This is a genomic window from Ruegeria sp. BF12 (genome assembly GCF_056538705.1).
Window position 1 is genome coordinate 52005 of the sequence record NZ_JBQFTP010000018.1, and the last position, 13439, is coordinate 65443.

Annotated in this window: 11 protein-coding genes; 10 read left to right on the plus strand and 1 reads right to left on the minus strand. The window is 56.6% G+C overall.

The features are described from left to right. The first annotated feature begins 38 nt into the window (after positions 1–38). The 6 genes from ACR0J0_RS20915 to ACR0J0_RS20940 all read left to right on the plus strand — a co-directional run bounded on the left by ACR0J0_RS20915 (position 39) and on the right by ACR0J0_RS20940 (position 7862). Positions 39–1592, plus strand: coding sequence for a UxaA family hydrolase (locus tag ACR0J0_RS20915; protein WP_480665938.1), 1554 nt, complete (start codon positions 39–41; stop codon positions 1590–1592). A gap of 42 nt (positions 1593–1634) precedes the next feature. Beyond that, positions 1635–3161, plus strand: a complete 1527-nt coding sequence (locus ACR0J0_RS20920) for a sugar ABC transporter ATP-binding protein (protein ID WP_480665940.1) — start codon at positions 1635–1637, stop codon at positions 3159–3161. After that, positions 3158–4165, plus strand: a complete 1008-nt coding sequence (locus ACR0J0_RS20925) for an ABC transporter permease (protein ID WP_480665942.1) — start codon at positions 3158–3160, stop codon at positions 4163–4165. Before ACR0J0_RS20920 ends, ACR0J0_RS20925 begins: the two co-directional genes overlap by 4 nt. A 45-nt stretch (positions 4166–4210) precedes the next feature. Further along, a complete protein-coding gene (locus ACR0J0_RS20930) occupies positions 4211–5155 on the plus strand; it encodes a substrate-binding domain-containing protein (protein ID WP_480665943.1) in 945 nt (314 codons plus the stop codon). A 200-nt stretch (positions 5156–5355) separates the two neighbouring features. Further along, positions 5356–5997 carry a GNAT family N-acetyltransferase gene (locus ACR0J0_RS20935; protein WP_480665944.1) on the plus strand — a complete coding sequence of 214 codons (642 nt, stop codon included), beginning with the start codon at positions 5356–5358 and terminating at the stop codon, positions 5995–5997. A 95-nt stretch (positions 5998–6092) separates the two neighbouring features. Continuing rightward, complete coding sequence (locus tag ACR0J0_RS20940; protein ID WP_480665945.1) at positions 6093–7862, plus strand: tetratricopeptide repeat protein; 1770 nt, start codon at positions 6093–6095, stop codon at positions 7860–7862. Between the two features lie 218 nt (positions 7863–8080). On the opposite strand, the gene ACR0J0_RS20945 is transcribed toward ACR0J0_RS20940, so the two are convergent. Continuing rightward, positions 8081–8710 carry a response regulator transcription factor gene (locus ACR0J0_RS20945; RefSeq protein WP_480665946.1) on the minus strand — a complete coding sequence of 210 codons (630 nt, stop codon included), beginning with the start codon at positions 8708–8710 and terminating at the stop codon, positions 8081–8083. Positions 8711–8930: 220 nt separating this feature from the next. Here ACR0J0_RS20945 and ACR0J0_RS20950 point away from each other — a divergent pair, with 220 nt between their 5' ends. Genes ACR0J0_RS20950 through ACR0J0_RS20965 form a run of 4 tightly spaced genes read left to right on the plus strand, consistent with a single transcriptional unit; the run spans position 8931 to position 13258 of the window. Next, on the plus strand, positions 8931–10172 hold the full coding sequence (locus ACR0J0_RS20950; protein WP_480665947.1) for a pyridoxal-phosphate-dependent aminotransferase family protein: 1242 nt from the start codon (positions 8931–8933) through the stop codon (positions 10170–10172). Positions 10173–10200: 28 nt separating this feature from the next. After that, complete coding sequence (locus ACR0J0_RS20955; protein WP_480665948.1) at positions 10201–11397, plus strand: malate--CoA ligase subunit beta; 1197 nt, start codon at positions 10201–10203, stop codon at positions 11395–11397. Further along, entirely contained in the window at positions 11397–12287 is an 891-nt protein-coding gene (gene sucD, locus ACR0J0_RS20960; RefSeq protein WP_239338317.1) for a succinate--CoA ligase subunit alpha, read from the plus strand. Before ACR0J0_RS20955 ends, sucD begins: the two co-directional genes overlap by 1 nt. Beyond that, complete coding sequence (locus tag ACR0J0_RS20965) at positions 12287–13258, plus strand: 2-hydroxyacid dehydrogenase (protein ID WP_480665949.1); 972 nt, start codon at positions 12287–12289, stop codon at positions 13256–13258. Before sucD ends, ACR0J0_RS20965 begins: the two co-directional genes overlap by 1 nt. Positions 13259–13439 lie beyond the last annotated feature (181 nt).

Sequence of the window (13439 nt, forward strand, 5' to 3'; positions counted from 1 at the left end):
TTTCGACGTAGCTGTCGGGGCAAGCAAGCGGGATAGCAATGCAAGCACGTGATCAAATCAAGGCCCGTCAGGGCGCGCAACGCGATACGGTCAGGCTGAATCCGGATGACAATGTCGTCATCGCTTTGCGCGACTTGGCGTCTGGTGAACATCCGAATTGCCTTTCGGTTCCGCTTCTTGGGGCAGTGTCGCGTGGCCACAAGATTGCAACGAAGCTGATCGCCAAAGGTGAAAACGTCATTCGATATGGTCAGATCATCGGGCAGGCCAAGTCAGATATTTTTCCAGGTGAACATGTCCACGTGCATAATCTGGGCATGGGGGAGCATCAGCAGGACTATGCCCATGCCTCTGCCAACGCACCGCTGCCGGAAATTCACAAAGCCCGCAGTTTCCAAGGTTATCACCGTTCAGACGGCAGGATCGGAACCCGCAACTACATTGGCATCCTTACGACGGTCAATTGCTCGGGCTCCGTCGCGCGCTTTATCGCTGAGGCTGCGGAAAAATCGGGTCTTCTTTCCTCCTTTCCAAATGTCGACGGTATCGTTCCGATCGTCCATGGAACCGGATGTGGCATGTCCGCAAAGGATGAAGGGTACGCGACGTTGTTTCGAACCCTTGCGGGATATGCGCAGCATCCAAATTTTGCGGGGATCTTGTTGATTGGATTGGGATGTGAAGTCATGCAGGTCGCTGATCTGGTGGGTGGCCGCCCGATCCGCCCGGATGGCACGCTGCGATACATGACCATCCAAAACGAGGGCGGGACGCGCCGCACAATTCAGCGCGGTTTGGAGGAGCTTCGCGGCATTGCTGAGCTGGCAAACCAAGCTGCGCGTGTACCCGCGCCCGTTAGCGCGCTTACGGTTGGTATGCAGTGTGGCGGCTCGGATGGGTATTCCGGGATCACCGCCAACCCAGCCCTAGGTTACGCATCGGATTTGCTGGTGCGCCATGGCGGCACAACAATCCTTTCTGAGACGTCGGAGATTTATGGGGCTGAACACCTGCTGACACGTCGCGCCGAAACGCCAGAAGTCGGAGAGAAGCTGATCGAGCGCGTGCAATGGTGGGAGGATTACACCGCGCGCAACGGCGGCGAAATGGACAACAACCCAAGCCCGGGGAACAAACGCGGCGGGTTGACGACCATCCTTGAGAAATCACTGGGCGCTGTCGCCAAGGGCGGCACCGCGCCCTTGCGGGATGTGTACAAATTTGCCGAACCGATCGACAAAAACGGGTTCGTATTCATGGATAGCCCGGGTTTTGACCCGTGTTCGGTCACGGGGCAGGTGGCCTCGGGCGCGAACCTGATCGTCTTTACCACCGGTCGCGGGTCGGTCTCGGGCTATCAGCCGACACCCTGCGTCAAACTCGCCACGAATTCCGAAATGTATGCCCGTATGGCCGACGACATGGATCTGAACTGCGGCGACATCGTCACCGATGGTGTCAGCATCGAGGCCAAAGGCGAGGAGTTGTTCGAAATCCTGATGCGCGTCGCCTCGGGCGAGCAAACAAAAAGTGAGGAACTTGGATTTGGGGGCGTGGAATTCGTGCCCTGGCAAATCGGTGCGGTGATGTAATCCGCGCGCTGCCCAAGGGGAGAGGGGCACATGGGAGGAGAAATGAAAAAGCTGGTCGACATGACGGGGATTGATAAACACTTCCCCGGCGTGCACGCGCTGAAATCCGTGCAATTCGATCTGTATGCCGGTGAAGTCCACGCATTGATGGGCGAAAACGGCGCCGGAAAGAGCACGTTGATGAAAATCCTGTCCGGGATTTATCAGCGCGATGGTGGTGATCTTGAGATCGAAGGCAAACCGGCGAGTCCAACCACCCCACGCGAGGCGCAGGATCTGGGTATTGGCATCATCCATCAGGAATTAAGCCTGATGAACGATCTGACGGTTGCTCAGAACATCTTCATCGGGCGCGAACCCCGCAAGAGTTTTGGGCGACTAGATGAGGCCGCGCTGAATGCCAGAACGGCCGAGATTTTCGCCTCGATGAATCTGAACCTTGATCCCAAAACTCTGGTCGGCAGCCTGACGATTGCGAAACAGCAAATGGTCGAGATTGCCAAGGCTCTATCCTACCAATCCTCAGTTTTGATCATGGATGAACCAACCGCGGCTTTGAACGACGCTGAAATTGCGGAGCTTTTCGTGATTATTCGCCGCCTCAAGGCCGAGGGTGTAGGCATTGTCTACATCAGCCACAAAATGGATGAGCTAAAGCAGATTGCGGACCGCGTGACCGTGATGCGGGACGGCGAATATGTCGGAACGGTCGACGCCGCAGAGACTCCAATCAGCGCGATCATTGCGATGATGGTCGGGCGCGAAGTCAACGAGGAACCGTTGGACGTGCCTGATCTGGGCGATGCTGAGGTGTCGCTTCAAATCACGGGGCTGAACCGGGGGAAGGAAATCAGCGACGTCAGTTTTTCGGTTCAGCGCGGTGAGATCTTGGGTTTCGCCGGTTTGATGGGGGCGGGCCGCACCGAAGTTGCTCGGGCCATATTCGGCGCTGATCCGAAAGACAGTGGCGATATTCGGGTACACGGCAAATCAGTCTCGATCAATTCGCCGAAGGATGCGGTGCGTGCCGGAATCGGATATCTGTCCGAAGATCGCAAGCATTTTGGCCTCGCGACAGGGATGAACGTGCGGGACAACATCGCGCTGGCTTCGATGGACATGTTTACCGGAAGTGGAGGTGTTCTGAATGATGGCGAAATCAGTACCACCGCCAAAAGCTATATCAAGCAGCTAGGTATCCGCACGCCGTCAGACGCTCAGGAAGTTCGTCTGCTATCTGGCGGAAACCAGCAAAAGGTCGTCATCGCCAAGTGGCTTTTGCGCGATTGTGACATCCTGATTTTTGATGAACCCACACGCGGCATCGATGTGGGAGCGAAGTCTGAAATCTACAAACTGCTCGAAGAGCTGGCTGAACAGGGCAAAACGATCATCGTGATCTCATCGGAACTGCCCGAAATCATGCGCCTGAGCCACCGCATCGCCGTGATGTGCGAAGGCCGGCTGACCGGAATTCTGCCCGGGGGCAAGGACACCACTCAGGAAGACATCATGCATCTGGCCACCCAACGCTCGGCGGCGATGCTGGTAACAGGGACAGTGCAATGACCACAGCAACGGATATCGACAAAAAGAAACCCCTCGCGGGTCTGTCGGAAAGCGGCGCGTATCAAAAACTGCTGGCCTTCGCCAGTTTGATTGCCTTGCTGATCGGGTTCTCGATCGCGTCGCCAAACTTCATGCAGACCTCGAACATGATCGCTATTTTGCAGGCGACTTCGGTCAATGGGGTCCTCGCAGTTGCGGCGACCTTGATCATCATCACGGGCGGTATTGACCTTTCGTTGGGCACGCTGATGACATTTTGCGCCGTGATCGCGGGGGTCGTTCTAACCTATCTGGGAATGCCGCTGCTTTTGGGTGTGGCTGCGGCCATAGCAGCGGGGGCATTCTGTGGCCTCTGTTCCGGAACGTTTGTGGCCAAAATGAAGATCCCCCCATTCATCGCCACCCTTGGCATGATGCTGATCCTCAAGGGTCTTTCGCTTGTGATCTCTGGCACCCGGCCAATCTATTTCAACGATACACCCGGCTTTGATCAGATATCGCGCGGGTCGCTGATCGGAGAAATCTTCCCGGCATTACCGATCCCCAATGGCGTTTTGATCCTGTTCCTTGTCGCGATTGCGGCTTCGTACATTCTGGGGCGCACGGTGCTGGGCCGGTACACCTTTGCGTTGGGATCGAATGAAGAGGCCGTGCGCCTGTCCGGTGTGAACACCGACATGTGGAAAATGCGGATCTATGCGTTGGCCGGAGCGATCTGCGGAATTGCAGGCATTCTGATCGCATCCCGCCTCAACTCGGCGCAACCTGCGCTGGGACTGGGTTATGAGCTGGAAGCCATCGCCGCTGTGGTGATCGGGGGTACATCCCTGTCCGGCGGGCGTGGCACCATTCTGGGCACACTGATCGGCGCGTTGATTATGGCGGTGCTGACGAATGGCCTGCGCGTTTTGTCCGTAGCACAGGAATGGCAGACCGTTGTGACCGGCGCGATCATCATTCTGGCCGTCTACGCCGACATGGTCCGGCGCAAGAAAAGCGGCTGACCATTTCTGGAAACGAATAAAAACGACCAACTGGAGGAGAAAATCATGTTTACACGTCGTTTCATTCTGGGGGCACTGACCGCAGCCTCTCTGGCAATGCCCGCTTCTATGGCCACGGCCGAGGATGTCTACATCCCGCTAGTGTCGAAAGGGTTCCAGCACCAGTTCTGGCAGGCGGTGAAGTCCGGAGCCGAACAGGCAGCGGATGAATACGGAGTGACCATCACATTCGAAGGGCCGGACAACGAAACAATGGTCGACCGGCAGATTGACATGTTGGCGGCGGCGCTGGCCAACAACCCCAAGGCCATTGGCTTTGCCGCGCTGGACAGCCAGGCGGCCATTCCCCTGTTGAAGCAGGCCAATGACAAAGGCATTCCGATTATCGCTTTCGACAGCGGTGTCGACAGTGACATCCCGGTTTCGACGGCCACGACGAACAATCTGGCCGCTGCGGGGTTGGCTGCCGACAAAATGGCCGAGAAGATCGGCGGAAAAGGTAAGGTTGCCGTGGTTGCCCATGACCAGACCAGCCGCACTGGAATCGACCGCCGTGACGGGTTTGTAAACCGGATGGCCGAGAAGTACCCGGACATAGAAGTTGTCACTGTTCAGTACGGGCAGGGCGATCACCTCAAATCGACCGAGGTGACGAAAGCTATCCTGACGGCCAATCCCGACCTAGACGGTATCTTCGGCACAAACGAAGGGTCGGCAATCGGCGTGGTCAACGGTGTGCAGGAACTGGGCACCCAAGGTCTGGTCATCATTGGGTACGATAGTGGCAAGGCCCAGAAGGACGCGATCAAAAGCGGTTTGATGGCAGGTGCCATCACCCAAAACCCCGTCGGGATTGGATATGAAACCGTCAAAGCAGCCGTTGCCGCAATGAAGGGCGAGGACGTCCCGGCTCTGATCGACACGGGTTTCTACTACTACGATGCGTCCAACATTGACGATCCCAAGATCGCCGCAGTTCTGTACGACTGACACTTGTTTATCTGTAACTGCCCGGCCCGCCTGTTAGGTGGGCCGGGCTTTCGTTGGGGATCGGCGAGCAGTAAAAATATAGGTATTACAATTATTTACAGGTTTTGCTCGGGGCGGGTTTTTCTCATTTCGTAAACATAAAATTTTTGTGCTACTGTCTGATTAGATTTTACTGATTTCGTTCAAAGGTAAGTTTTCTCGTGCCTGATAACGCAAAGAGTACGTTCAGATTGCGCCCGATGGAGCGGGCGGATTTGGAGGCAGTCATATCCTGGTTTCAAGATGTCGAAGACCTTGCACGCTTTGACCGAACCACACGTGTTCCTCTGAATCTTTCCCATGCCGAAGATATGTGGAAGGACACATTCACGTCGTGCGATGCCGGTCGAAAATGTTGGTTTGTGATTGAATCCAGCAGCGGTGAGGCCGTTGGACTGGCAGGGTTGGAGGCAATATCCAGCATCAATCGCGATGCGGTAATTGCTATCTTTATCAACAAATCAGCCCGCAGGTCGGGTGTTGGGCTTCGCGCGACTGCTTTGCTGATGGACTTGGCCTTTCGGCAGTTGGGACTGAACAGGTTAACGTCTTACTACCGCGCAGATAACCACCACAGCCGGGATCTGGTGGCTAAGGTTGGTTGTCAGATTGAAGGAACAATGAGGCAGGCATGGTTCGCCGACGGAGCGTTTCACGATATGATCGTGGTCGGGGTTTTGAAAACTGACTGGATGGCGCGCCGTCAGGCTTTGGCCCAGGAGTTGGACAGCAAAACAACCGTCATTTTTGGTCCGAACGACTGTGCCGCCTGGTCATGGCCGCCTCACATCACGGCCAGTTGACCCGCAGTAACAATAGAGGTCTTCGGTCGTCAAAAGCAATTTTTGCTATATGTTGATCCTGGGTCCGATCAGAGTCCTAGAAACGAGTAGCACCTGTGAGCACAACGATTTCGAACGTTCCAATAACCCAGAGACTTGGCGCGGTCCTTTTCGCCGATGTCGTGGGTTACTCACGGCTCATGAGCGAAAACGAGCTTGATACCTACAACGCATTGAAATCGCTTCTCGCTCTGCTCGAAGCCTCATGTGCCAAGTACCAAGGTCGCGTCGTCGAAGTGCGTGGCGATGGGGTTTTGGCGCTGTTCGAAACAGCAACCAGCGCGGTTGAATTCGGTGTGGAACTGCACCAGATCGCAAGCGAGCACAATCAAACGCGGGCACAGGACCAGCGAATCAAGTTTCGCGCGGGGATTCACCTTGGGGAAATTCTGATAGACGAGCGCGGAATACACGGCGACAACGTGAACATCGCGGCGCGATTGCAAGAGATCGCCGAGCCTGAACGCGTGTACGTCAGCTCTGCAGTTTATGACCAAGTTTGCAATCGACTGCGTTATGGGTATGAATTTCTTGGACCGAAGCAACTAAAAAATATTCTGAACCCTGTCTCCACCTATTGCGTCCGCAGTGAAGTGGCCGGCGCGACCATGGCCGGGACAATGCGCCCTGATCTGCAGGGGAATATTCTCGAACGGCCAGATACCCCATCGGTGGCGGTCTTACCCTTTAGCAGCAGTGGCGGTGACGAATCCGACAGCTGGATTGCCGAAGGCTTGACGGATGACATCATCATGAATCTGTCCAAGTTTCGGAACCTGTTCATCATCGCCCGGAATTCGTCGTTTTTCTTCAAGACCCAATCGATGCCGCCGAAAGAGGCCGCGCAAAAGCTGAATGTTCGCTACATCGCGCGCGGTAGTGTGCGTCGTTCTGCCAGCCGCATTCGAATTACTGCCGAATTGATAGATGCCAACAGCGAGCGGACGATTTGGGGTGAGCGGTTCGACCGCAAGATTGACGACATATTCGATATTCTTGACGAGGTAACGGAGTGCATCGTCGCTGCCACTGCCGTAATGATCGAGTCCCATGAAAAACAGCGGATGATTCAGGCGATACCATCCGACCTTGAAGCGTACGGCTCGGTGTTGCAGGGCCAGCATCATATCTTCAAATACACGCGCTACGACAACCGCATTGCACAAAACTTCTATCAATCCGCGCTAGAGCGAGATGGGGGCTATGCTCGGGCTGCGGCCGCTTTGTCGCGGACTCTGAACATCGACTGGCGCTATTCGTGGGCCAAGGATCCTTCGGGCGCACTGGAGCAGGCTCTCAATTTGGCGCAGCGCGCAATCGAGCTGGACCCGACTGATGCGCGCGGCTTTGGCGAGTTGGGTTACGTGCATCTTTACCGCAAAGAGCATGATGCGGCGATCCAATCCTATCAACGGGCTTTGGCGCTGAACCCCAATGACGCGGATATGCATTCGGACTATGCGGATGCTTTGGCCCATTATGGCGACAATGAAACCGCGATTACGCATATTCAGCAGGCAATGCGCCTGAACCCGTATTTCCCGGATCAATACCTGTGGCATCTGGGCGGGGCCTACTACAATCTCAGGCGGTACGAAGACGTCATTGAGACCGTCAACAAAATGAACAACCCGACCGAGGGGCAGCGGATGTTGGCGGCCAGCTACGCACAGCTTGGCCAAACGGACATGGCTCGCTTGATTACGGATAAACACCGCGAGGCGCATCCCAACTTTTCCCTGGCGCGGTGGACAACGGTCCAACCGGACCGGCTTGAAGAAGACACGCAGCATTTCGTTGAAGGCTTGAAAAAAGCCGGATTTTGAACGACTTAAACGAATAGCGCGTTGGTTTCATACTGAGAAAACGCTCCAATAAATTGAATGATATGTGTCCCCGTGGGCGGCGATGCCGAGGATTGAGTTGTTAAACCTGAAAGACCTGAGCGCCGTCTCGAGCTGGGTCGATTGTACGCCAAAACTGTGAGTAAGGACTGATCGGTCCCATTTGAACTGGACCGTGTTGTCAACTCTGGGCGATAAATTCAGTCCCGGGACATCTGCGAGGAATAGTAATAGGCGATGGCTTGGGTTCGGTTCTTCACAGCCAGCTTTTCATAGATATTGGACAGGTGGAACTTGACGGTGTTGGTGGATATCTGCAGTTCCTTTGACAGGTCTCTGTTGGACATGCCCTGCGCCAGCGCTTCGAGAATGGCTCGCTCTTTGCGGGACAGGCTTTGGATCGGGTCCTGCTGCATTTTCCGAACGTCGATGAACGGAAAGACCATCTTACCGGCAGCAACATCGGCACAGGTCTTTAACAAACCTTCAACCTCGCCAGAGCGGGCGGCAAACCCGGCGGCTCCGGCCTGCATTGCGAGGCGTGGAATATCGCCTGCCGTATCACCATAGACGACAAAGCGCGGGGCATTTGCCTGTTCGCGCAGGACTTCGATCAGTTTTGCTGCGCCCAGGATGGGAAGATTCCAATCGACCACGCCAACCTTGACGGGGACCCGCATCACGGTTCCCAGAAACCCTTCGGCCGTTGCCGATGTCGCCACAAGCGAGAATCGTGAGTCGCGCTCAAAGATTTCGGACATGGCAGAGAGGACGAGCGGATTGCTGTCGGCCAGCATGACGTCGATCGGGGCTTGTGGAGTTTCAACCATTTGATTTTCGCCCTGTTTTGCAGTTTCCCACCCGTTTGGGTAGGTTGATTTTCGGTATACTTTGGTATTTTTACCAAATTGGGTGGGTATTTCCCCATACTTTTAGCTGTCCAAAAGCAGTAGTAAGTTACGTTGCGTCATAGGGCAACCCCGCGTTTTCTACCCGGCAAGTTACCACAACGGGCCGATGCGCCCCGCCAACAGCCGAGGTCGTCCAACCATGACATTCCAGATTTTCCCTCCGCTTGAGATACCCGAGACACTGGCCGCGGGCCCGGGACCGGGCAATACCGACGCCCGTGTTCTGCAAGCTTTCGCCAATGCCGGCGTCGCCGATCACATGCAGGGCGATGTCCTGAGGGGCATGGTCGAATGCAAGCATATGCTGCGCAAGATTTGGGGGACTAAAAACGCCTATACCTTCGCTGTTGCCGGTACAGGCTGGAGCGCCCTGGACACGATGTTCTCCGCCGTAATGCCCGGCGATAAGGTCGTGGCTTTTGCCAACGGCACGTTTTCCGAGATTGATGCGCTGACATTGCGGATCAAGGCTGCCACACCCGAAGAGCACGCGGCCAGCCCACTTGACCCTCAGGCAGCCTGCGTCACAGTAATTGACGTGCCACACGGCCAGCCGGTCACTGGTGAAATGGTTGAGGCCGCGCTGGAGCAACACAAGCCGAAGTGGGCCTTTATGGCGCATTGGGAAACCGGTTCCGGTCGCATCAACGATCTGCGCGGTTTCTCGGACGCGTGTCAGCGCCATGGCGCTATGGGCTTGATCGACGCCGTCTCGTCGTTGGGCGTCGATGAATTTTCGATCGACGACTACCCAGGGATTGCTGGTTGGGCGTCGTGCCCGCAAAAGGGCCTATGCTGTCTGCCGCTGACCTATGCGCCTGTCAGCTTCACGGATGCGTATATCAACTCCCTGAAATCTTCAGGTGCCTACACCTACGTCCACAATCCGATTTTCGAAGCCCGCCACTGGGGGATCGTTGACGGCGCAGACGTCGAGAAAGGGACATATCACAGAACCCATTCCGGTTATGCCGTCGCTGCATTCCATGAGTCCTTGCGCCTGACTTTGCAGGAGGGATTGGCCAGGCGGTCGGCGTCGTACAAGACGCACGAACGTGTACTGCGCGATGCCGTGACAGCAATGGGTTGCGAGGTGACCTCGGACATGCCCAGCCTCGTGGTGCTGAATTTGCCGCCAGAGCTCGCCGGGCGCGAGATGGAACTGGTGCAGAACTGTAGGGCGCGGGGTTTTGGTATTTGGCCAACGCTCAGCGCGCCTGTGCAGGTTCGGATCGGTATTCTCAATCAACTGAACCGTCAGGCCATCAGCCGCATCGTGCGCCTGTTCGCCGAAGCCATGCGAGAATTGGGCGGTCAAGTCGATGCCGATGAGATCGAGGCGCTGCTCGAAAGCCGTTACGGCACGTCGATTGCCGCTTAATCACACTGCATGAACGGGAGGATTGCAGATGGATATTCATGAGTATCAGGCGAAAGAAGTTCTTTCGAACTTCGGAGTCGCTGTTCCGTCGGGCGCTTTGGCCTACAGCCCGGAACAGGCGGCCTATCGTGCGCGGGAACTGGGGGGGGATAAGTGGATTGTCAAAGCCCAGGTTCATGCCGGGGGTCGCGGCAAGGCGGGCGGTGTCAAGCTGTGTAACACTGAAAATGAGATCTACGAGGCCTGTGACGATCTTTTTGGTCGCAAGCTGGTGACCCATCAGACGGGTCCCGAAGGCAAAGGCATCTACCGCGTTTATGTCGAAGCCGCCGTGCCGATCGACCGCGAGATCTACCTGGGGTTCGTGTTGGATCGGTCCAGCCAGCGGGTGATGATTGTCGCTTCGTCTGAAGGCGGGATGGAGATCGAAGATATCTCGGCCGAACGCCCGGACAGCATCGTCCGGTCCATTGTGGAACCTGCGGTTGGTCTGCAGGAGTTTCAAGCGCGCGAGATCGCGTTCCAGCTAGGACTGGAACCGCGTCTGGTACAGCAAATGGTTCGCACTCTGCAGGGATGCTATGCAGCCTTCAGCGAGTTGGATGCGACGATGGTCGAGATCAACCCGCTGGTCGTGACCGGTGACGATCGGGTGCTGGCCTTGGACGCAAAGATGAGCTTTGACGACAACGCCCTGTTCCGTCATCCGCAAATCGCCGAATTGCGTGACAAAAGCCAGGAAGATCCACGTGAAAGCCGGGCTGCCGACCGTGGCCTGTCTTACGTTGGGTTGGACGGCAATATTGGTTGTATCGTCAATGGCGCTGGTCTGGCGATGGCCACGATGGACACAATCAAGCTGGCGGGGGGCGAACCTGCCAATTTCCTCGACATCGGGGGTGGCGCATCGCCAGAACGGGTCGCCAAAGCGTTCAGGCTGGTTCTGTCCGATAAAAACGTTCAGGCCATTCTGGTGAACATCTTCGCGGGGATTAACCGCTGCGATTGGGTCGCCGAAGGTGTGGTGCAGGCTCTGAAGGAACTGGACCTCGACATCCCTGTCGTTGTGCGACTGGCAGGAACAAACGTCGAAGAAGGCCAGAAAATCCTCGCGAAATCAGGCCTGCCGATCATCCGAGCAACAACTCTGATGGAGGCCGCCGAACGCGCCGTAGGTGCGTGGCGCAACGATCTGTCCCAAAACACCAAGATGAGGGCTGTGTAATGAGCATTCTTCTCGACCGCGAAACACGCGTAATCGTGCAAGGCATCACCGGACGCATGGCGCGCTTTCACACCAAAGATATGCTGGCCTACGGCACCAACGTGGTCGGCGGAGTCGTACCCGGCAAGGGCGGCGAAACCGTCGAAGGCGTGCCGGTCTTTGACACCGTCAAACAGGCCGTCGAAGCAACCGGTGCTGACGCCAGCCTGGTCTTTGTGCCGCCTCCGTTCGCCGCAGACTCCATCATGGAAGCAGCCGATGCAGGCATCCGTTACTGCGTGTGCATCACCGACGGCATCCCGGCGCAGGATATGATCCGCGTTAAGCGCTACATGTACCGCTATCCCAAGGAAAAACGCATGGTGCTGACCGGGCCAAACTGCGCAGGCACCATCAGCCCCGGCAAAGCCTTGTTGGGGATCATGCCAGGCCATATCTACCTGCCCGGAAATGTCGGGATCATCGGCCGCTCTGGCACGCTCGGGTATGAGGCCGCCGCCCAGCTCAAGGAACGCGGGCTTGGAGTTTCGACCAGCGTGGGTATCGGCGGTGATCCGATCAACGGGTCTTCGTTCCGTGATATTCTGGAGCGATTTGAACAGGATGAAGGGACAGAAGTCATCGCCATGATCGGCGAGATCGGTGGCCCGCAGGAAGCTGAAGCCGCCGAATACATCCGCGATCATGTGACCAAACCCGTTGTGGCCTATGTTGCGGGTCTGACCGCACCCAAAGGAAGGACCATGGGCCATGCCGGTGCGATCATCTCGGCCTTTGGCGAAAGCGCGTCCGAGAAGGTCGAAATCCTTTCGGCAGCAGGCGTCACGGTTGCTGAAAACCCCGCTGTCATCGGCGAAACCATCGCCCGCGTCATGGGAAAGGCAGCGTGATGGCAAAACCTTCGGTTCTTGTTACCCGTCGCTGGCCCGCCGCCGTCGAGGCGCAGCTGGCCGAAAACTACAACGCGGTGCTCAATACCGGGGACAAGCCAATGTCCTCGGCTGAGATACGGGAAGCGTTGAAACATTATGACGCCGTGTTGCCCACGGTCACCGATACTCTGAACGCCGAGGCATTGGATGTCCCGGCGGCGCAGACCAAAATCCTTGCCAATTATGGAGTCGGATACAGCCATATCTGCGAACCGTCGGCACGTGAATTGGGCATGACCGTGACTAACACTCCTGACGTTTTGTCTGAATGCACCGCAGATATCGCTATGACCCTGATGTTGATGGTCGCGCGCCGAGCCGGAGAGGGTGAGCGTGAACTACGGTCCGGTAACTGGACCGGTTGGCGGCCCACGCATTTGGTGGGCACGAAGGTCAGTGGCAAGACCCTGGGCATCATCGGCTATGGCCGCATCGGGCAAGAGATGGCCCGTCGGGCTCATCATGGGTTTGGTATGGACATTCTTGTCTACAACCGCAGCCAAGTGTCGTCTGATGTGTTGGCGTCTTGCAATGCGACCCAAGTGGATACGATCGATGATCTGCTTCCGCAGTGCGATTTCGTGTCGCTTCATTGCCCCGGCGGGGCCGAGAACCGGCACCTGATCAACTCCCGCAGGTTGAGCCTGATGAAGCGCGACGCGTTTCTGATCAATACCGCGCGCGGTGAAGTGATCGACGAATGGGCTCTTATTCAGACCCTGATGTTCGACATGATCGGTGGTGCCGCATTGGACGTTTTTGATGGTGAACCCCGTATCAGCCCGGATCTGTTGCAATGCGACAACCTCGTGATGCTGCCGCATCTTGGCAGTGCAACGCGCGAGGCACGTGAAGCGATGGGCTTCCGCGTTCTGGACAACCTCGGAGACTTCTTCGCAGGCCGTGCGCCGCGTGATCGTGTGATCTGATCCAATCCCCACTTGGCTGCTCACCGGCTTGGTCCGGTTGAGTGGCCTCTTTTCAGGAGATTTCAATATGAACGCCCCCCACCGTATCGACGGATTTTTCACCCAGTCTTTGTCTGACCGTGATCCCGAGCTGTTCGGCTCGATCACGTCCGAGCTGGGCCGCCAGCGTGACGAGATCGAA